This is a genomic window from Micromonospora sp. LOL_014, from assembly GCF_048060245.1.
Lineage (GTDB): Bacteria > Actinomycetota > Actinomycetes > Mycobacteriales > Micromonosporaceae > Micromonospora_E.
This window is the reverse complement of record NZ_JBHMIP010000012.1, coordinates 18,696-39,112: the sequence shown is the minus strand read 5'-3', so window position 1 is coordinate 39,112 and position 20,417 is coordinate 18,696. Positions and strand designations below refer to the sequence as shown.

The window sequence follows — 20,417 nt, the reverse complement described above, 5'->3', positions numbered from 1 at the left end:
CGGCTCGTCTGGGGTCGGTCTGCGTCGCGTCGTGGTGGCTGCGGCGGGCCGGTGCTTCCTAAGAACTCCCTGGCCAAGGTAGTCTCGGATACTACCGTAGGATCATTGGATCCAAAACCAGGATCCAAAGCGAAATGTACGGGACCCGCAGGGTCGCCGGCCGGCTTGCTATCGTGACACTCACATCGCACCACTGTGGAGACGATGGCAGCCGGGCCGGAACCCGGCCGGCTGGGCCGCACACCGATCAGACAGGGGCACCGGGCATGCCAGTCAGCTCGACGGAAACCACGAGCAGTGCCCTCGTCGACGCCACCGCGGCCAAGATCCGCGCCAAGATCATGTCCGGTGAGATCCCGATCGGCGCCCAACTGCGCCAGGCCGAGCTGGCCAAGCTCCTCGGAGTCAGCCGCACCCCGGTCCGGGAGGCGCTGCGGCAGCTGCAGACCGGCGGGCTGATCGAGGTGGTGCCGCACCGTGGGGCAGTGGTCCGGGTCCCGGCGCCGTGGGAGGTCCGGGAAGCCTACGAGGTCCGTGCGGAGCTGGAGGCGCTGGCCTGCGAGCGGGCGGTCAGCCGGATCACCGACGACGTCCTGCACGAGTTGCGGGAGGCCAATTCGCTGCTGCGGCGTACCGAGCAGGCCGCCCGGGGCAGCATCCCGCAGCGACGGGTCGACGACGACCCGGGGGTCGCCCGCGCCCGGGTGGCCCTGGCCGGCTCCACCAACACCGCCAACGACCGGTTCCACACCCTCATCCACCAGGTGGCCGGCAACGACTGGCTGGCCAGGGTGATCAAGGAGATCAACGAGGCGTTCCCGCGCAACGTCTCGGCACTCGTGCTGCAGGACAATCCGCGGCACCGCGACGACAACTTCCACGAGCACGAACGGATCATCGCCGCGCTCACCGCGGAGGATGGCGAACGCGCTCGGCGCGAGATGCAGGCCCATGTGATCAGCGCCGGTGAGCAGTTGGCTCGCTGGTACGAGCGGCGATCGGCGACGGTGTTCCGGGGTTGACCCGGTCGGCGGCCCAGTCCCCGGGTGGCACCCCGGCGACCCCCATCGCCTCCGGAGCGAGAAACTCCAGATCCGGCCGGGGCACCCCGGTCGCCAGGTCGGCCAGCGCGGTGCCGATCGCCGGCCCGAACTTGAACCCGTGCCCGGAACAGGCCACCGCGATCAACACCTGCGAATGCGCCGGCAGCGCACCGACCGCGAACCGGTTGCCCGGTGCCATGGTGTAACGGCAGGCCAGCTCGGCGGTGACCGGGCCGTCGGCGGCCGGCAGGAACCGACGGGCGACAGAGAGCAGCTCGGCCCGCTCGGCGGCGGTCACCGGCCCGGGTGCCCGGCTCAGGTCGTCAACCGGCCCGTGGTCGAACCCCACCTTGACGGCGTCCGGACCGTACGCCGGGATGCCGTAGAGCAGACCGACGCCGGGGACCTCGACCGAGAACGGGCCGAGCGCCGGTGGGGCCAGCAACGCCGGGGTTGACGAGCCGATGTGGATGTTGACGATCCGCACGGTGGTCAGCCGGCCGGCGAACTCCGGCACCAGGTCGGCGGTCCACGGTCCGGCGCAGATGACCAGCCGGTCGGCGAGGAAGTCACCGGAGTCGGTGTGCACCCGGACCCCGGCACCGTCCGGATGCCAACCGGTTACCCGGCAGCCGTCGCGGCGGTGCACCCCGGCGGTCCGGCCGAGCCCGGCCAGCGCGTCCATCACGGCGGCGGCGTCGATCACGCCGGCCGCCGGATCGTGTACGGCCACCATGTCGGCGCCGAGCACCAGCCCCGGCGCGATGCCGGCGGCCTGGTTGGCGTCGACCAGGACACAATCCGGCCCACGCAGGGTGCTGCTGGTCCGGGCCGGTCGCGCGTACAGGCCCCCGACGGTGCTCACCAACCGGCGACCAGCGGCCTGCTCCAGCTGGCGCCAACCGGTGTACGCGCGGTCCACCAGGTCGTCCCAGACCGGCGACGGGTAGGCGCGGCGGATCATCCGGGTCCGTCCGTGTGACGATCCTTCGGTGTGCCCGGCCGGCAGCCGGTCGAGCTGAATCACCCGGACGCCCCGCGCGGCGAGCGCCCAGGCAGCGCTGCGACCGTGGACGCCGGCACCGACGACGATCACCTCGGCCCGGCGGTCTGCACCGGTCTGCAGCGCGGGAGCCGGGCCCGGCGCGGCCGTCGTCGCCGTGGGCACAGCCGACGGCGGAGGCGCAGCCTCCGAAACAGCCGGTACGGACGGTGGGGTCGGCACGGACGGTAGGGTCGGCACACCGGTGGCCGTCGGACGGGCCAGTCGGGCCAGGAGCGCGTCCACTTCGGTGTCGTCGTTGTAGACGTGCACCGAGGCGCGGACCACCGCCGGCAGGCCGCGCCGGCCCAGGTCCCACTGGCCGTGGCTGGCCGGCACGGCGACCAGGTGCAGTCCGGCGGCGCGCAACGTGCGTACCGTGGTGGTCGGTTCCTCGCCGTCGCGGACGAAGGTGACGATGCCGCCGCCGGCCGCCGGCGGGTCGACCACGGTCACCCCGGGCAGCTCGGCCAGCTCGGCCCGCAACCGGGCGGCCAGGCCGCTGACGTACGCCGAGATGGCGTCGACGCCGAGGGCGAGCGCCTCGGTAAGCGCGGCGCCCAGGCCGAGCCGCAGCGCGTGCGACGCCTCCCAGGTCTCGTACCGTCGGGCGCCGGGCAGCAGGTCGTACTCCTCGTCTCCGGTCCACCGGGCACCACGCACGTCCGGGGTCAATGGCCGGGCGCGCTCGCGCAGCGTCGGGTCGAGGTAGAGCAGCCCGGTGCCGCGCGGTCCACGCAGGAACTTGCGACCGGTGGCGACCAGGATGTCGGCGCGCATCGCGCCGACGTCGACGGGCAGTTGGCCGACCGACTGGGTGGCGTCGACCAGCAACGGCACGCCGACCGCGGCGACCCGGGCGCCGATCTGCGCGACCGGTTCGATCAGCGCCGACGAGGTCGGTACGTGGGCGACGGTGACCAGCGCGGCCGGCTGCCGCAGTGCCTGCTCCAACTGGTCCAGGTCGACGCCGCCCGAGTCGTCGGTGGGCAGCACCTCGACGCTGATGCCCCGGGTGCGGCGCAGCTCGAGCAGGTGCAGTGCGGAGCTGACGTAGCTGGAGGCGGAGGCGAGGATCCGGTCACCGGGGCCGAGACGCAGCGCGTCGATCGCCCGGTGCCACGCGACGGTGGCGCTCTCCACCAGGGCGACGTCCTCCCCGGTCGCGCCGATCAGCCGGCCGGCCAGGTGATAGACGTCGGCGGTCCGCTCGGCTGCGGCCTCGGCCGCCTCGTAGCCGCCGAGCCGCGACTCCAGCCGCAAGTGGTCGATGACCGCGTCGAGGACGGCGAGGCTGGGCAGTGCGGCGCCGGCGGCGTTGAGGTGGTGGGCCAGGGTCGCGCCGGGAGTGACGGCCCGTAGCGCCGCCGGGTCGAGCGGTGCGGGCGCCGGGTCGGCGGGTTCCGCGACCGCGCCCACCGGTCCAGTCTGGGATGCAGTGTCTTTCAAGATGGATCCCATCGGTGATCGGGGCGGTGCCCGGTCCGGCGAGGTGCCACCGACCGGACCGGCACCGCCGGTCAAAGCGCGACGACGACGCCCTTGCGCTCGCAGTACGAATGCAGGGCTTCGTCGCCCAGGTCCCGGCCCAGACCGGAGTCCCCGACCCCGCCGAAGGACAACGCCGGGTCGAAGATGTTATACGTGTTCACCCAGACCGTGCCGACCCGCAGCGCGGCCGCCATCCGGTGCGCCCGGGACAGGTCCCGGGTCCACACCCCGGCGGCCAGCCCGTACGACGTGTCATTGCCGATCGCGACCGCCTCGTCCTCGTCGTCGAAGGCGATCACCCCGGTCACCGGCCCGAAGATCTCCTCCCGGGCGATCACCATGTCGTTGCGTACCCCGGTGAACAGGGTCGGTTCGACGAAGTAGCCGGGCCGGTCCGGCACCCCGCCGCCGACCGCGACCGTGGCGCCCTCCCGCACGCCGGTCTCGATGTACGACAGCACCTGCTGGCGCTGCTCCTCGGAGACCAGCGGGCCGACGGTCACCCCGCCGTCCAGTCCGTTGCCCAGCGGCACCCGGCGGGTCGCCGCCGCCAGCCGCTCGGTCATCTCGTCCAGGATCGACCGCTGCACCAGCAGCCGGCTGCCGGCGGTGCACATCTGCCCGGAGTGGCCGAACGACGCCCGCATCGCGGTCAGCACCGCGGCGTCCAGGTCGGCGTCGGCGAAGACGATGTTCGGGCTCTTGCCGCCCAACTCCAGGGTGAGCCGCTTCATCGTCGGTGCCGCCCCGGCCATCACCAGCCGACCCACCTCGGTGGAGCCGGTGAAGGACACCTTCGCCACCTGAGGATGGGCGACCAGCGCCGCGCCGACCTCGCCGTCGCCGGTGAGCACGTTGAACACCCCCGGCGGTACGCCGGCCTCGGCGGCCAGCGCGGCCACCCGCAACATGGTCAGCGGGGTCTGCTCGGCCGGCTTGACCACGATCGGGCAGCCGGCGGCCAACGCCGGGGCGATCTTGAAGCAGCCGGTCATGATCGGGAAGTTCCACGGCAGGATCAGCGCCGCCACGCCGACCGGCTCCAGCACCGTGTAGACGTGGTGACCGCCGCCGTCGATCGGCACCACGGTGCCGGTCAGCCGGCTGGTCGCCCCGGCGAAGTGCCGGAACGCCCGGGCCGCCGCGCCGGTGTCGGCCCGGGAACGTTCGATCGGCTTGCCGTTGTCCCGGGTCTCCAGCACCGCCAACTCCTCGAGGTGCGCCTCGATCAGGTCGGCGAGCCGGTGCAGCACCCGGGTGCGCTCCAGCGGGGCCAGCCCGCTCCACCGGCGGTCGGCGTACGCCCGAGTGGCGGCGGCCACCGCCGCGTCCACGTCGTCGGCGGTGGCCTGGGCGACCCGGCTGATCACCGCACCGGTGGACGGGTCACGCACCTCGATCAGCGCGCGCCCGCCCGGGGCGATCCACTCGCCGTCGACGTGAAACGGCTCCAGGTCGGCCAGCGGGGCGACAGACGACGTCATCGGGCTACTCCCTCAGATCAGATCGAAGTACTCGCGCTGCTCCCAGTCGGAGACGTGCGCGAGGTAGCGGGCGAACTCGCGGCGCTTGAGCGTCGCGTACCAGGAGATCACCGGGGCGCCGAGCGCGGCGGTGAACGCCGGATCGGCCTCCAGCGCGGTCAGCGCCTCGGCGAGCGAGTCCGGCAGCCGGGGCGCGTCGGCGGCGTACGGATCCCGCACCGCCGGTGGCGGGGCGAGCCGCCGGTCGATCCCGTCCAGGCCGCTGACCAGCTGCGACGCGATATACAGGTACGGGTTGGCGGCTGGCTCGCCGCACCGGTTCTCCAGCCGTACCCCAGTGTCGGAGCCGGCACCGACGGCGCGGACCATGGCCCCTTTGTTGTCGACGCCCCAGGCCACCCGGTCCGGGGCGAGCGAGAACGGCAGGTAGCGCTTGTAGCCGTTGACCGTCGGGGTGGCGAAGGCGGCGGCCGCGCCGGCGTGCTCCAGCAGACCGGCGAGGTAGTGCCCAGCGACCGGGGAGAGCGCCTCCCCCGGCGTGGTCGGGTCGAACGCCGCCGCGCCGGTGGCCAGCTCACGCAGCGACTGGTGCAGGTGCCAGCCGGTGGAGGCGGTCTGGGCACCAGCCGGGCGGGACATGAACGTGGCGTGGTAGCCGTGCCGGCGGCAGAGCTGGCGGATCGCCGAGCGGGCCAGCAGCACCTGGTCGGCGGCGACCGCCGCGTCCCCGGCGGTCATGGTGATCTCGAACTGGCTCGGCCCGAACTCCAGCTCCAGGGATCGCAGCGGCAGGTCGAGCCGGGTGAGCCCGTGGTGCAGCAGTTGGACCACCTCGTCGGCGCGGTCCAGCCCGTCCTCGTGCAGCAGCTGCGCACCCCGGCTCAGCGGCCGGGTGCCGCTGGCCTGGCCGGGGGCGCCGGGCCGGCCCACCTGGTCGTCGTCGAGCCCGCCGTCGGTAGGACCGTCGGTGGCGAAGACGTGGAACTCCAGCTCGGCGCCGACGGTCATCGCGTACCCGGCGGCGGCCAGCCGGTCGAGCTGCGTGCGCAGCAGGCCACGGGTGCAGAACGGCACCGTGGCACCGTCGGGGAACCGCAGGTCGCACAGCACCCAGCCGGTCCGGTGCGCCCACGGCAGCACCCGGAACGTGGTCGGGTCGGGCACCAGCACGATGTCCCCGGCACCGGCGAACCCGTCCACCCCGACGCCGGTGTCGGCGGCGAAGACCGGGAATACCGACGCACCCGACGGGTCCTTGAGCAGCAGCGACGACGGCGCGGTCACCCCGGACCGCAGTGCCGTGGCGGCCGCTTCGCGGGTCAACGTCTTGCCGCGCAGCACGCCGTGCTGGTCGGCGAAGGAGAACCGGATCAGCTCGATCCCGAGCTCGTCGACGACCCGGCGCAGCTGGCCGGCGGCGGCGTACTGGGTGTCGGTCCACAGTCCGTGACGATCGATGAAGCCGCCCCGGTCGGCGGCGAGCATCGGCACGGCGCGGCGGCCGTCCCCACCGTCGGCGACGGGCCGTTCGTCGAGGCTACGCATCGCCGGCCGCCGACCGCGTCGGACCGCCGACCGCCGACCGGGCCGAATCGCTGGCCCACGGGGAGCCGGCCCGCCGCTGTGCCTCGCGCTCACGCCAGGTCTGTTCCCAACTGTCGGTCGGGGCGACGGTGTCGACGGCGAGCGGGCCGGTCAGCTCGGCGGCGGCGGCCTCGTCGGCTGGGCGGGCCGGGACCGGGTTACCGGCCTCGAACGCGTCGATCGCGCGCAGCAGCAGCCGGCGGTTGGCGGTGACCGCCCGGTCGGAGACACCGAGTCGCTCCACGGTGCGGTCCTGGATCGGGCCCATGCTCTCCACCGCCCACTGGTCGTGGACGTTGATGTCCAGGCCCATCCCGGTGTAGGTCAGGTCACGCTGCTCGGCCGGGTCGAAGCCCCAGTTGTTGGCCCGGTTGCGCAGCGGCCGATAGTCCGGCAGGGAGACCTCGTCGAGCCGCTGGGCGAGCAGGGTCTGCTTGTCGGTCGGCTCGGCGAAGTCGTAGAAGATCATGTACCAGTAGTGGTGGTGGTCGTCGATCGGCACGTGCCACTGGCAGAAGACCTTGTCGTTGCCGAACGGCACCACGAACGCGTTGGGGAAGACCAGGTTCGTGATGCGTACGTGCCGGATCTCGTCGGTGAGCTGGCGCAGCGCGTACACCCGCAGGCCGTGCTCGGCCTGCTCGACCTCGATGTCCGGCCGGTAGGCGTCGCCGACCAGCTTGGACAGCTTCTGCCCGGTGCCGGCGACCTCCTCGCTGAACTGCTGGCCGTAGACGTCGCGCGGATCCTCGTCGATGAACCGGTGCAGGAACGAGACGTGGCTGGGGTCGATGCCGCCCTCGACGCCCTGCAGCCAGTTGCACTCCCACAGCCCCTTGAAGGCGAAGGTGTACTCGTCGGGGGCCTGGAAGCAGTCGTAGTGCGGCATCGGCGGCGGGTCGCCCTCGCCGAGGTAGGCGAAGATGATCCCGTTGCGCTCGACGCATGGGTAGCTGGGGATGCGCACCTTGCTGGCGAAGGTGCTGTGCGGCGGCTCGGCCGGCTGCTCCAGGCAGCGCCCGTCCGGCCCGTACAGCCAACCGTGGTAGAGGCAGCGCAGCCCGCCGTCCTCGTGCCGGCCGTACGCCAGGTCGACGCCCCGGTGCGCGCAGAACCGCCCGACCAGCGCCCAGCCGCCGTCGGCCTGCTTGAACAGCACCAGGTCCTCGCCGAGCAGCCGGACCGGTTTGACCGGCCGCTGCGGGTCCATCTCCGACACCAGCGCCGCCGGCTGCCAGTACGCGCGCATCAGCCGACCGAGCGGCGTGCCCGGCCCGGAGCGGGTGATTCGCTCGTTCTCCTCGCGCCGCAGCATGGCACCCCTCCCAGCTAGGCATCCTATCAAGCGTGCATTGGATCCAATCCTGGCACAGATGTCGGCAGAGCGATAGATGCAGCATCCCGGTTTCCACCGACGATCAGCGCTTCTGCCCCGTCGTACCGCGAGGTCACTCACGCCGGCGGCGACCGCCGCTTCCGGCGCGCGGGACGCCCGACGCCTCGGCCAGCATCCCAGCATCGAGCGCAGTACCTGCCTACGCACGACAGCGCACCATGCACTACCGCAGGAACCTCACCGGAAGCGGCTCGGCGACAGTTGCCGGAGAGCGTCCTGGTTGACATCCTCCTCGCCTAGAGGTCAAGGATCGGCTCCGAACCCGGCTGCGGGGCCGACCTGGCCCAGGTCCTCGCCGCGCTGCGGCTTGCCGAGTCCGGCACCGTCGCCGGTCGTCCTGACTCCCTGACCGCTACCGGCGAAATCACTCCGCCGCTAACCGCCGGGCCGAGGCGCCCACCAGTCGCCGAGCACAATGTGCAGCACCATGGTCAGCAGGCTGATCCCGAGGGCCGCGAGCAGCCCGAACGCGAAGCCGAGAACGCCGGGGTACCGACGCCGGTCGACGCCGACCACGCCAGGCAACGCCGCCGCCCTGCCCGACCACGGACGCTCCAGACCCAGCCACCACAGCAGACCGAGCCCGAACGGGGCCAGGAAGACCAGCCAGAACCAGTACCACCGGGTGCCCAGCGCCGGAGCCGGCCCACCGACCAGCACCACCAGGAAGGTCACGAGCAGCACGAAACCGATCTGGGTACCGATCCTGACCGAGGTCTGCACGCCGCCGACCCGCTCTTCCAGGCCGGCGGCGCGCAGGTCGCGGGCCAGGGCGGCGGCACCCGGGCCGGCGTAGCTGCTGCCGCCGTCGGCAGCGGCAGCGGCAGCGGTCACCGCACCGAAGGTCGCGGTGTTGGTCCAGCGCACCCGGCCGTCGGCGGTACGCCAGCCGAACAGCGGGCCGAGCTGACCGGACGACCGCAGCTCGGCGACGTCGAACCATCCGCGTCGACTCTGGCCCCAGCTGTCACCCCACTGGTACGCCACCACCCGACCCGCTGCAACGTCCGCCTTCGCCTGGTCGTAGTCGTGCTGCCGGGGCGCTGTCCACCAGGCGGTCGTCGCAGCGACCAGCCACAGCAGGACGAGCACCAGCCGCAGCACCGTCCACCACGGAACGGCACGCACCATCGCCAGCCCGCGTATACCGTCGCTCATGGACGCATTGTGGCACCACCTGACCAGCAGCAGCCGACCTCGTCGAGGGCCGAGACCAGGCGCTAGATGCGTGCGCCGACGGCTGGGTGGTCAACGCCAGCGAGGTGAACAGCGGGAACCCGACGACGACGCCGAGGGCGACGAACCACGGGTCGAGTCGTTGAACGGCGACCCTGGTGGCGGGTAGCGACATGCTGAACGCGAGCACCCCCAGCGCGCCGAGGGCGAGCCCGGTGAGCCGGTCCGCTGTTACCGGCCGGACCTTCGTCGCCGCCCGCCCCGACGACCGGCACTCCCGCGACAACACCGGACCTGGCGTGGCAGACGGTGGCGCTCGGCGCCGAAGCCAGCGACCGCCCTGACCGGGACGGCATCCCGGTCAGCGCCCGCGTCTTCAAGCAGGCGCTACGCCGTCCCGGCGTCTTCGCCGAAGGCCGGGGGCCGACCAGGTCAGCGCCGGTTTGCCGACCGGCCGGTGAACCGGTCGGCGGCGTCGCCGACGAGTCGGCCCGGCGGGAGGCGACGGCCGGACAAGACCAGCAGCAGGTCCTGCGCCGTCCCACGCACCGGCGTTCCAGTGCCGTGCCGCCAGTCGAGATCGGTGGCCTGCAACTGGACGCCGGTCAGGTCGGTGCCGAAGTAGGCGATGCTGCGGGGCCGCAGCCCGACCAGCACCAGGGACAGCCGGTCGAGCGGCACCCGGTGGCCGAGCCCGAGTCCCACGGTGATGTCCAGACCGTGGATGACCTCGTGGGCGAGCGCCCCGGCCGGGCCGCCGCCGGGCGGTGTCCACGGGTGGGTGACGTTGTCCCGCAACGCGGCCAGCAACTGCTCGGGCGACATGGCGGCAGCGTCGCGTCGTGCGCTGCGGTCGGCCATCCGGTCGAACCGGCCACCGGCGCGGACCAGGTCCAGCATCATCCGGCCCGGTGAGGTACGGAAGGCCATGGTGATGTGGGCGACCACCTCACGTACCCGCCAGCCGGCGCACAGCGTCGGCCCGTCCCACTGACCCGGGTCAAGTTCGGCGAGCAGCGTCACCAGGTCGCGGCGGTGCGCGACGACCGCTGCCCGTACCTCGTCGGTGTATTCCATGATTCGTCCCTCCGTGACCGACGCGACAATCGCGCCCTCCGAGGGTGTACGGCGTGGGCCGGCGGAACTCATCGGTCGTCGCCGGATCTGCCCGGCCTGGCGGTGGCCCGTATCGTCGGGCGGGTGGCACCGACCTCGACCAGCGACGCGGAACGGCTGGAGCCGTTCCGCGTCGAGTTGACCGGCTTCTGCTACCGGATGCTCGGCTCCGGTTTCGAGGCCGAGGACGCGGTCCAGGAGACGTTGGTCCGCGCCTGGCGTTCGTTCGACCGGTACGACGGGCGGCGCGGCTCGCTGCGCACCTGGCTCTACTCAATCGCGACCAACGTCTGCGTCGACATGCTGCGCAGCGCGCAGCGGCGGGCGTTGACCATGGAACTCGACCCGACAGCGCAGGCCGGTGGCGGCCTCGGCCCGCCCGTACCGGAGCGGGCCTGGGTGCTGCCGGTCCCGGACGACCTGGTCGTGCCAGTCGACGCGTCCCCGGAGAGCGTGGTGCTGCAGCGGGAGTCGCTGCGGCTGGCGTTCGTCGCCGCGCTGCAGCACCTGCCGCCCCGGCAGCGGGCGGTGCTGATCCTGCGCGACGTGCTCTGCTGGCGGGCCGACGAGGTCGCGCAGCTGCTGGACAGCAGCGTCGCGTCGGTGACCAGCGCGCTGCAACGGGCGCGGGCGACGCTGCGCACCGCCGCCCCCGACCCGGGGGAACCGCTGCGACCGTCCGACAGCCGGCAACGCGACCTGCTCACCCGCTACTGCACGGCGTTCGAGCAGCATGATGTCTCGGCCCTCGTCGCCCTGCTGCGCGAGGACGCCACGATGTCCATGCCGCCGTTCCGGTGGTCGCTGCGGGGTCGCGAGCACATCCGGACCGCGTTGCTCGACCCCCGGTCGGGCTGTGCCGGTGCACGGCTGCTGCCGACCGCCGCGAACGGCTCCCCGGCGTTCTGGCAGACCCGGCCTGGCTCGACCGGGCACGCACCGTTCGCCCTGGTCCTGCTCGACGTGCTGGACGGCCAGGTCACTGGTATCACCACGTACCTCGACGCCGATCGACTGTTGACGCTGTTCCGGCAGCGACCGTCGCGGGACACTCACGGTCCGGTGGCGCGGGTCGGTCAAGCCAGACGATGACGACTGACGCGAGACGGAGTACCTGTACCGGGAGCCAACGGTCGTGAGTTCCGCCGACGGATCGCGGAAACGGAAGACAGGTGGGCACGCTCGCCCTGCGGGCCGGAGAGGGTGAGTGCCTCGGCTGGTTGAGCGTCGGCGCTTAGATGCCGGTCGCGGTCGGGGTGGGAGGTCGCACAGATCTCCAGGCCGGGGACGGAGTTGTCCAGCTCGACCCGGACCGGCAGGGCCTGGTAGCGGCACTCCAACCGCGGCGGTACGGACAGGATGCCGGCGATTCCGGCACGTACCGGTTGGCGTTGATTCCGCGTTGCAGCGCCAGGGCCGCCTGCGCGGCGGTCATCCGGGTCGCCCGGTCAGCCTTTGGTGGCACCGGCGGTGAGGCCGCCGATCAGCTGACGTTCGGCGATCGAGTAGAAGGCCAGCGCCGGGACCATCGCCAGCACGACGTACGCCAGTACCTTGGCACTGTCGTCGGCGTACTGGCCCTGGAACTGCTGCACACCCACCGGGATGGTCCACCAGTTCGGGTCGTTGAACACCACCAGCGGGAGCATGAAGTTGTTCCAGCTGGTCACGATGGCGAGCACCGACACGGTGGCGATCGCCGGCCGGGCCATCGGCAGCAGGATCCGCCAGAAGAAGCCGAACGGTGTACAGCCGTCGAGGATCGCCGACTCCTCCAGTTCACCCGGTATCGCCCGGAAGAACGACCGCAGGATGATGATCGTCACTGGCAGGCCGAACGCGGCCTGCGGCAGGATCACCCCGAGCGGATGGTCCAGCAGACCCATGGTGCGCAGCAGGATGAACAGCGGCAGGATGGCGACCGCGAACGGGAACATCAGCCCGATCGTGAAGAACAGGAACAGCAGTTCGCGACCCCGGAACGCGTACCGGGCGAAGACGAACGACGCCAGCGCCGCCACCCCGACCACGATCACCGCAGTGGCCAGCGCGATCAGCGTGCTGTTGAACAACTGCCGCCAGAACGATCCGGAGATGAGAATTTCGAGGTAGTTGTCCGGAATCCACGGCGACGGCAGACCGAACGGGTCGGTGGACAGCTGGCGGTTGTCCTTGAACCCGCCGAGCAGCGCGAAGGCGATCGGGACGACGATGATCAGCCCCACGATGATCGAGACGGCGTGCAGCGACAGGACCCGCGCGGGGCCGGGCGGCCGCGACGTCGGGCTGCCACCCTGGTTTCCCCGTTCCGGCCGGGTCCGCGGGGTCCGAGTCGGGGCGCTCATCGCTGGTCCCCCATGGTGGTCATCGCTCCTTCGAGATCGCGGCGCAGGACGAAGCGTTGGTACAGGACCGCGAAGGTCAGGCTGATCAGGAACATCGCGATGCTGATCGCGCTGGCGTAGCCCACTTCGAAGCGCCGGAACCCGTACTGGAACATGGTCACCGCCATGGTCTCGGACGCGTTCAGCGGGCCGCCGCCAGTGAGCACCCAAACCAGGTCGAACAGCTGGATGCTGCCGATCACGGCCAGGAACATCGAGATCCGGATGGTCGGGGCCAGCAGCGGCAGCGTGACATGCCGGAAGATCTGCCAGCCGCCGGCACCGTCGGTCGCTGCCGCCTCGTGTAGTTCCCGGGGGATGTTCTGTCTGCCGGCGAGCAGCAGGATCATGTGGAAGCCGAAGTACTTCCAGGTCATCACCAGGAACACCGAGTACAGCACGGTCGACGGGTCGGACAGCCATGTCGAGCTCAGGCTCTCCAGCCCGATCAGGCCCAGCACGTGGTTGGCCAGGCCCCGGTTCGGGCTGAAGACCATGGTGAACAGGACCGCGGTGATGACCTCGGACAGCACGTACGGGGCGAAGAACAGTACCCGGTAGACCGCCCGGCCGCGCAGCTTCTGGTTCAGCAGCAGGGCCAGCCCCAACGCCAGCGGCAACTGGACGGTGACCGACAGCACCACCAGCAGGGCTCCGCGTCGCAGGTCTCCGATGAAAACCGGGTCGTCGAGCAGCCGGACGAAGTTGTCCAGTCCGATGAAGTCGGTAGGTACGCCGCCGAACCCGTTCCAGCGATACATGCTGGTGTACGCCGCGACCAGGATCGGGGCGACGACCAGCGCGCCGAACAGCACCAGCGCCGGCAGCAGGAACAGGGCGATGGTGATCCGGTCGCTGATCCGGCGACGTCTCAGGCTGCGGTCCATCGTCGCCGGTCAGCGCTGCGCGACAACGGTGACGGCCTCGGCGACCTGCTCCGGGGTCATCTGCCCGGCGATCAGCTCGGCGACCCGGTCGTTGACCTCCTGGCCGACCGCCGGGGCGTACGCCTGGTCCAGGTAGAGCTGGAAGTTGCTGGCGTTGGCCAGGGTATCGGCGACGGCAGCGAGGTTGGGGTCCTCGATCGCGTCCTCGGCACCGATAGTGACCGGCAGGATCGCGCCGGTTGCGGCGGCCCGGCGCTGCTTGTCCACCTGGCTGATGAACTCCAGGAACCGGATCGCGTCCGGCGAGGCGTCGCGGCCGATGGTGAACCCGCCGCCGCCACCGAACGCGTCGGACGCCGATCCTTGACCGCCGTCGACCGCCGGGAACGGGAAGAAACCGAGGTCGGTTCCGAGCCCGCCCTCCACACCTGATGCTTCTTCCTGGACGACGGGGGCCCACTGGCCCATCAGCTCCATCGCCACGTCGCCATTGCCCATCGCGGCGGCCTGGCCGTCGGGTTCCCCGTACGACGCGCCGAGGAAACCCTGCTGGAACGGTTCGAGGGCGACCAGTTCGGCCAACCGTTCGCCGGCGCCGATAAACGCCGGGGTGGTGAAATCGTCGTCCTCGGCGGCCTGACTCAGCGCCTCGATGCCACCGATGCGCATCGCGAGATAGGCCCAGTAGTAGTGGCCGGGCCACTTCTCGCCGCCGGCCAGCGCGATCGGTGTGATCCCGGCGGACTTGAGCCGGCCGACGACCTCGAGGTACTCGGCCCAGGTCTGCGGCGGCGCGGTGATGCCGGCGTCGGCGAACAGTGCCTTGTTGTACCAGAAGCCGACCATGCCGATGTCGAACGGGACGCCGTGAAGTCGTCCGTCGATCTCGTACGGCAGCGTCGAGGCCGGCTGCAGGATATCCCGCCAGGGGGCGACCGCGTCGGTGATGTCCTGGCACAGCCCGGCCTCGACCTGCTGCCGAAGCACGCCACCGCCCCAGGTGTGGTAGATGTCCGGCGGGTCGCCGGCCTGGGTGACCGTGGTCAGCCTGGCCTTGAACGCCTCGTTCTCCAGCGGGGTGATGGTGATGCCGACGCCTTCGTTCTGCGCCTGGAACTCCTCGGCGAACGCCGCCCAGACGGGCAGCATCGGGTCGGTGTTCTGGATGTGCCACCACTCGATGCCCGCACTGTCGCTTCCGGAGTCGCCGCACCCGCCGAGCGCGACCGCGCCGGCTCCGAGGCCGGCGAGGCTCAGCAGCGTACGGCGGGAAAGGTGGATCGGTGTCGCCATGTGCCGTCCCCTCAGGTAAGCAGCGGGCCTGGTCCCCACCCACCGCTGGATGCCGAGCAATCGACCAGTGTCACCGAAAATTTCACCTGCGTAACGCCAATGAACTGGTGACGTTGCGCACGCTACGACGGCGTTACCGCCCGGTCAAGACCCGATCTCCAAACAGCGACCGTCGCCAACGGACCACAGAAGCCTCTACGGGTGGCATACTTTCCGGAAACCTGCCGAAGCTTCCGAGAGCCGAGCCCGGAGGACCACCGATGCCGACCGACACGACCGACGTGGCCACCTCGGCCCGGGTTATCACCAATCCCGTGCTGCGCGGGTTCTACCCCGACCCGTCGGTGCTGCGCGTCGGCGACAACTACTACCTGGCCACGTCGACCTTCGAGTGGTACCCGGGAGTGACCCTGCACCACTCTCGGGACCTGGTGCACTGGCGCCCGCTCGACGGGATCCTCACCGAACGACGGCTGCTGGACCTGACCGGTGCCGGGGATTCGTGCGGGGTGTGGGCACCCGACCTGACGTACGCACACGGACTGTTCCACCTGGTCTACAGCGACGTTGCCAGCTTCGCCAGTGGCTACTGGGACCCGCAGAACTACCTGATCACCGCCCCGTCGATCGGCGGCCCGTGGTCCGACCCGGTGCCGCTGCACGCCCACGGCTTCGACGCGTCGCTGTTCCACGACGACGATGGCAGCACCTGGCTGCTGGCGATGACCGCCGACTGGCGGCCGGGGCGCGACCGGTTCGGCGGCATCGAGATCCAGCGCTACGACCGCGACGCCCGGCGGCTGGTCGGCGACCCGGTCACCATCTTCACCGGTACGCCGACCGGGCTCACCGAAGGCCCGCACATCTACCGGCACGGCGGGTGGTACTACCTGGTCACCGCGGAGGGCGGCACCAGCTGGGAGCACCAAGTGACGGTCGCCCGGTCCCGCGCCCTGCTCGGGCCGTACGAGGCCGACCCGGCCGGACCGATGCTCACCTCGGCCGGTCGCCCCGAACTGACCCTGCAGAAGGCCGGGCACGGCAGCCTGGTGCAGACCCAGCGCGGCGAGTGGTACCTCGCCCACCTGGTCGGTCGGCCCTACACCCCACTCGGGCGGTGCGTCCTCGGCCGGGAAACCGCGATCCAGCGGATCTACTGGTCCGCCGACGGCTGGCCGCGGGTCGCCGGCCAGATCCCGGCCGAGCAGGTGCCCGCCCCTGACCTGCCGGCGCACCCCTGGCCTGCCGAGCCGTCCACCGACCACTTCGACACCGCGACCCTCGGCCCGCGCTGGTCGACCCTGCGCCGACCGGCCGGGCCGGACTGGACCGACCTGACCAGCCGCCCGTCACACCTGCGGATCGTCGGCGGCCAGTCCCCGGTCGGACGGCAACGTCCCAGCCTGGTCGCCCGCCGGGTGACCGCACCGAACTGCGTCTTTGAGACGCTCGTCGAGTTCCGCGCGGCCACCCCCCGCCAGCTCGCCGGGGTCACCGGCTACTACAACACCGAGAACTGGCACTACGCCTACCTGACCCGCGCCGACGACGGTCGCCAGGTGCTGCAGCTGCTCAGCTGCGACAGCGGCCGCCGACAGTCCCACCCGCAGGTCAGCGTCGACGTCACCGACATCGCGCGGCTCGGGCTGCGGGTGGTGTTCGGCGGCCCGGTGCTGCGGTTCGGCTACCACCGGGGCGACCACTGGCGCGAGCTGCCGGTCGAGCTGGACGCCACCATCCTGTCCGACGAGTACGCCGCCCGGATGACCGACGGCGAGCCGGAGGCATGGGGCTTCACCGGCGCGTTCGTCGGGCTCTGGGTGCAGGACATCGGCAACGACGGCGGGTACGCCGACTTCGACCACGCCACCTACCGGGAGCTGTGAGCGGCGGGCCGGTTTACCGGGCACCACCGTTGACGTACAGCGTCTGCCCGCTGACGTAGGACGCGTCCTCGCTGGCCAGGAAGGCGATCACCGAGGCGATCTCGGCCGGCTGGCCGACTCGGCGCAGCGGCGTCTGCTCCGCGACCTGCCGGCGGTGCTCGTCCGGGTCGACCCCGATCCGGGCGGCCACCGCCGCGGTCATCGACGTCGCCACGAAGCCGGGTGCGACCGCGTTCACGTTGATCCCGTACGGCCCCAGTTCGATCGCCAGGGTGGCGGTGAGCCCCTGCACGCCGGCCTTGGCGGCGGCGTAGTTGACCTGGCCACGGTTGCCCAGCGCCGACCGGCTGCTCAGGTTAACGATCTTGCCGTAGCGGGCCGGCACCATGTGCCGCTGCGCCGCCCGGCAGCAGTGGAACATGCTGGACAAATTGGTGCGCAGCACTGCGTCCCAGTCGTCGGCCGGCATCCGGAACAACAGGTTGTCCCGGGTGATCCCGGCGTTGTTGACCAGGATGTCGAGCCGCCCGTGCGCGTCGACCGTCTGGTCGACCATCGCGTCGACGGCGACCGGGTCGGTCACGTCACAGCCGACCGCGACCGCGCTGCCGCCGGCCGCGACGATCTCGTCGACCACCGGACCGGCCCGCTCGGCGGTCAGGTCGACCACCGCCACCGTGGCGCTCTCGGCGGCCAACCGCCGGGCGGTGGCTGCCCCGATACCCTGCGCGGCTCCGGTGACCAGGGCGACCCGGTCGGCGAATCTGTCCATTGAAGCGGCTCCTTCGGCGCTGGGGTGAACCGGCGGGGGTGTTCGCCGGTGCGGACCCTCGGGTCGGCGCAGACCATTGTGCCCGGTGCCGGGGGTCCGCTCACGGGGTGGGATCCCGGGCGTCGTAGTGGGCGAACGTCGGCTGGTGGCGGGCCAGCGCCGCCAGCACCACCAGGCAGGCCAGGCCACCGGCGACCGCCGCGACCGCCTCACCGGTCAGCTGCGCGGTGGTGCCGAGCACCAGCTGGCCCAGCTGCGGGCCACCGGCGACCACCACGATGAACACCCCCTGCAGCCGGCCGCGCAACGCGTCCGGCGTCGCCGCCTGCAGGATCGTCATCCGGAACACCGAACTGACCGCGTCCGCCGCGCCGGCCAGCAGCAGCACCGCCACCGCCGCCCAGAGCAGCGGATGCGCGCCACCGCCCGGCCCCGGCCCTGGCGCCGCCACGACGATCAACCCGAACACGGTGATCGCCACCGCCCAGCCGGCCACCGACACCAGCACCGCCAGGCCCTGCCGGCGCACCGCATCCAGCGGCCCGGAGAGCAGGCTCGCCGCCATGGTGCCGCCGGCGATGCCGGCGGTGAGCAGCCCCACCGTGGTGGCCCCGCCGCCGAGCGCGGTCGCGCCGATCGCCGGGAACAGCACTCGGGGCATGGCCAGCACCATCGCCGCCAGGTCGACCAGAAACGTCATCCGCACGTTCGGCCGGGTGCCGAGGAACCGCAGGCCTTCCCAGACCGAGGCGAGCCCGGCCCGGCGGACCTCGCCTTCCGGTGGGATCGACGGCAACGCCACCAGGGTGGCCAGGGCCACCGCGACCAACGCCACCTCGATCAGGTAGGTCCCGGGGTAGCCCCACCAGCCGACCAGCACCCCGGCCAGCAGCGGCCCCGCCGTGTATGCCACACCCATGGACAGGTTGGACAAGGCGTTCGCCGCCGGCAGCAAGCCGATCGGCAGCAGCCTCGGCACGATCGCGGTACGGGCCGGATTGTTGATCGCGAACAGTCCGTTCTGCGCCGCGACCAGGCCGTACAGCAGCCCGACGCTGCCGACGTCGAACAGCGCCTGCCCGGAGAAACCCACCCCGACCAGGAGCAGGCCGGTGGAGGTGGCGACCACCACCCGCCGCCGGTCGTGCGCGTCGACCACCGCGCCGCCGTACAGGCCCAACGCCACCAGCGGCACCAGCGCGAAAAGCCCGACCAGGCCGACGTGGAACGTGGTGCCGGTGAGGTCGTAGACCTGCAGACCGACCGCCACCGTGGTCAGGCTGGTGCCGATGCCGGACAGCGAGGCACCGAGCCACATCCGGCGGTACGGCGCGCTGGCCCGCAACGGGCCGAGGTCGATCAGGAGACTGGGCACCCGTGGATCATGCCCCGTGCCGCCGCCCGCAGTGACGTGTGCCGGGTCACCCGCCAGCGACCGACGGGACCACCTGTACCTGGGCACCGGCCGAGACCGGGGTGTCCAGGCCGCCGCTGTGCCGGTGGTCCGCACCGTCGACGTAGATGTTCACGTACCGCCGGATCTGGCCCTGCTCGTCGCGGATCCGGCGGGCGAGTCGCGGCCAACGGCGGGTCACCTCGTCGAGGACCGCCCGCAGCGTGCCGTCCGCGTCGATGGTGAGCCGGGCCTGCCCACCACTGTCCGCCCGCAGCGCGCCCGGCACCAGCAGCACCACCATGTCACACCACCGCGGCCCGGACACAGAGCACGTCCGGCAGGCCGGTGGCGACCGGCTGCCAGGAGTCGCCCTCGTCACGGCTGGCGAACACGTCCCCGCTACGGGTGCCGAAGTAGACCCCGGCGGTCGGCGCGTCGTCGGTGGTCAGCGCGTCGCGCAGCACCGCCGGATAGTACGGATGCTGCGGCAGCCCGACGGTGAGCGGCTGCCAGGTGGCGCCGGCGTCGGCGGACCGGAACACCCGGCACCGGTCGTCGACCGGGAACCGCCGCGAGTCGGCGACCAGCGGAAACGTGTAGATCACCCCGGACCGGTGCGGGTGGGCGGCGATCGGGAAGCCGAAGTCGCTGGGCAGGCCGTCGGCGATCGACGACCAGGTGGCGCCGGCGTCGTCGGAGCGGTAGACGCCGTGGTGGTTCTGCGCGTACAGCCGGTCCGGGTCGACGGCGTCCCGGGCCACCTTGTGCACACACTGGCCGAACTCGGGCCACTCGTCGGGCAGGAAGTACGCGCGGATGCCGGTGTTGCCGGGTGCCCAGCTCGCCCCGGCGTCGGCGGAACGGTAGACGCCGCCGGTGGACATGGCGACCAGCATGGCCGCCGGGTCCCGCGGGTCGGGCAGGACGGTGTGGATCGCCTGGCCGCCGAAGCCGGCCTCCCACTGCGGCCGGTGCGGGTGCTCCCACAACGGCCGGACCAGCTCGAAGCTGGCCCCGCCGTCGGTCGACCGGAACAGCGCCGAGGGTTGGCTGCCGGCGTACACCACGTCGGGTTCGTCGGCCGACGCCGGCGTGAGCTGCCAGACCCGTTCCAGGGTGGCCCCGGTGCCGGCCGGGAAGGCGACCGGCGGCTGCTCCGGCTCGGACCAGGTGTGCCCGAGGTCGTCGCTGGTCGCGACGCTGGGCCCGTAGTGCGAGCTGGCGACCGAGGCGAGCAGCCGGGGCGCCGCCCGGCGTTTGTCGATCGCCACCGCGTACACCGCGGTCATCGGGAAGTGCGGGCCGCTGACCTGCCAGCCGCGCCGGTCGTCGGTGCTGGTCGCGAGGAACAGACCCTTCTCCGTGCCGATCGCGAGCAGCGCCCCGGTATGCGGTGTCCCCATCGATTCCTCCTGGTCACCTCTGGTAACCGGCCGGCGACGTCGCCGGCCGGAACCGGAGTATGCC

16 protein-coding genes are annotated in these 20,417 nt (G+C 71.9%); 3 read left to right on the top strand and 13 right to left on the bottom strand.

Features of this window, described 5'->3' with window-relative positions; genetic code table 11:
* Window positions 1–266: 266 nt before the first annotated feature.
* Entirely contained in the window at window positions 267–1,022 is a 756-nt protein-coding gene (locus tag ACFHW1_RS12815) for a GntR family transcriptional regulator (RefSeq protein WP_416552526.1), read from the top strand.
* Here ACFHW1_RS12815 and ACFHW1_RS12810 read toward each other — a convergent pair.
* From ACFHW1_RS12810 to ACFHW1_RS12785, 6 genes are all read right to left on the bottom strand, one after another.
* Window positions 958–3,504 carry an aminotransferase class V-fold PLP-dependent enzyme gene (locus tag ACFHW1_RS12810; RefSeq protein WP_416552524.1) on the bottom strand — a complete coding sequence of 849 codons (2,547 nt, stop codon included), beginning with the start codon at window positions 3,502–3,504 and terminating at the stop codon, window positions 958–960. The genes ACFHW1_RS12815 and ACFHW1_RS12810 overlap by 65 nt on opposite strands.
* Window positions 3,505–3,605: 101 nt before the next feature.
* Window positions 3,606–5,060: an aldehyde dehydrogenase family protein gene (locus tag ACFHW1_RS12805; RefSeq protein ID WP_416552522.1), complete on the bottom strand. Its 1,455-nt coding sequence runs from the start codon at window positions 5,058–5,060 to the stop codon at window positions 3,606–3,608.
* A 12-nt stretch (window positions 5,061–5,072) separates the two neighbouring features.
* Entirely contained in the window at window positions 5,073–6,605 is a 1,533-nt protein-coding gene (locus ACFHW1_RS12800) for a glutamine synthetase family protein (RefSeq protein WP_416567879.1), read from the bottom strand.
* On the bottom strand, window positions 6,598–7,959 hold the full coding sequence (locus ACFHW1_RS12795; protein ID WP_416552518.1) for a Rieske 2Fe-2S domain-containing protein: 1,362 nt from the start codon (window positions 7,957–7,959) through the stop codon (window positions 6,598–6,600). The genes ACFHW1_RS12800 and ACFHW1_RS12795 overlap by 8 nt, the downstream gene beginning before the upstream one ends.
* Window positions 7,960–8,415: 456 nt before the next feature.
* Window positions 8,416–9,198, bottom strand: coding sequence for a hypothetical protein (locus ACFHW1_RS12790; RefSeq protein ID WP_416552516.1), 783 nt, complete (start codon window positions 9,196–9,198; stop codon window positions 8,416–8,418).
* A 450-nt stretch (window positions 9,199–9,648) separates the two neighbouring features.
* Window positions 9,649–10,293: a maleylpyruvate isomerase family mycothiol-dependent enzyme gene (locus ACFHW1_RS12785; RefSeq protein WP_416552514.1), complete on the bottom strand. Its 645-nt coding sequence runs from the start codon at window positions 10,291–10,293 to the stop codon at window positions 9,649–9,651.
* 123 nt (window positions 10,294–10,416) lie between these two features.
* Here ACFHW1_RS12785 and ACFHW1_RS12780 point away from each other — a divergent pair, with 123 nt between their 5' ends.
* Entirely contained in the window at window positions 10,417–11,424 is a 1,008-nt protein-coding gene (locus tag ACFHW1_RS12780) for a sigma-70 family RNA polymerase sigma factor (RefSeq protein ID WP_416615473.1), read from the top strand.
* Window positions 11,425–11,780: 356 nt separating this feature from the next.
* Here ACFHW1_RS12780 and ACFHW1_RS12775 read toward each other — a convergent pair whose 3' ends face one another.
* The 3 genes from ACFHW1_RS12775 to ACFHW1_RS12765 are packed head-to-tail and all read right to left on the bottom strand — an operon-like array spanning window position 11,781 to window position 14,896.
* Window positions 11,781–12,677: a carbohydrate ABC transporter permease gene (locus ACFHW1_RS12775; RefSeq protein ID WP_416552510.1), complete on the bottom strand. Its 897-nt coding sequence runs from the start codon at window positions 12,675–12,677 to the stop codon at window positions 11,781–11,783.
* Window positions 12,674–13,603, bottom strand: a complete 930-nt coding sequence (locus ACFHW1_RS12770; RefSeq protein WP_416552508.1) for a carbohydrate ABC transporter permease — start codon at window positions 13,601–13,603, stop codon at window positions 12,674–12,676. The genes ACFHW1_RS12775 and ACFHW1_RS12770 overlap by 4 nt, the downstream gene beginning before the upstream one ends.
* 9 nt (window positions 13,604–13,612) lie before the next feature.
* Window positions 13,613–14,896 (bottom strand): extracellular solute-binding protein, encoded by a 1,284-nt coding sequence (locus ACFHW1_RS12765; protein ID WP_416552506.1) that lies wholly within the window; start codon window positions 14,894–14,896, stop codon window positions 13,613–13,615.
* Between the two features lie 260 nt (window positions 14,897–15,156).
* Between ACFHW1_RS12765 and ACFHW1_RS12760 the strand changes: the two genes are divergently transcribed.
* On the top strand, window positions 15,157–16,782 hold the full coding sequence (locus tag ACFHW1_RS12760) for a glycoside hydrolase family 43 protein (protein WP_416552504.1): 1,626 nt from the start codon (window positions 15,157–15,159) through the stop codon (window positions 16,780–16,782).
* Window positions 16,783–16,795: 13 nt separating this feature from the next.
* On the opposite strand, the gene ACFHW1_RS12755 is transcribed toward ACFHW1_RS12760, so the two are convergent.
* From ACFHW1_RS12755 to ACFHW1_RS12740, 4 genes are all read right to left on the bottom strand, one after another.
* Entirely contained in the window at window positions 16,796–17,554 is a 759-nt protein-coding gene (locus ACFHW1_RS12755; RefSeq protein ID WP_416552502.1) for a beta-ketoacyl-ACP reductase, read from the bottom strand.
* Window positions 17,555–17,654: 100 nt separating this feature from the next.
* Window positions 17,655–18,929 (bottom strand): MFS transporter, encoded by a 1,275-nt coding sequence (locus tag ACFHW1_RS12750; protein WP_416552500.1) that lies wholly within the window; start codon window positions 18,927–18,929, stop codon window positions 17,655–17,657.
* Between the two features lie 46 nt (window positions 18,930–18,975).
* A complete protein-coding gene (locus tag ACFHW1_RS12745) occupies window positions 18,976–19,251 on the bottom strand; it encodes a ubiquitin-like small modifier protein 1 (protein WP_416552498.1) in 276 nt (91 codons plus the stop codon).
* Window position 19,252: 1 nt separating this feature from the next.
* Window positions 19,253–20,353: a WD40/YVTN/BNR-like repeat-containing protein gene (locus ACFHW1_RS12740; RefSeq protein ID WP_416615471.1), complete on the bottom strand. Its 1,101-nt coding sequence runs from the start codon at window positions 20,351–20,353 to the stop codon at window positions 19,253–19,255.
* Window positions 20,354–20,417 lie beyond the last annotated feature (64 nt).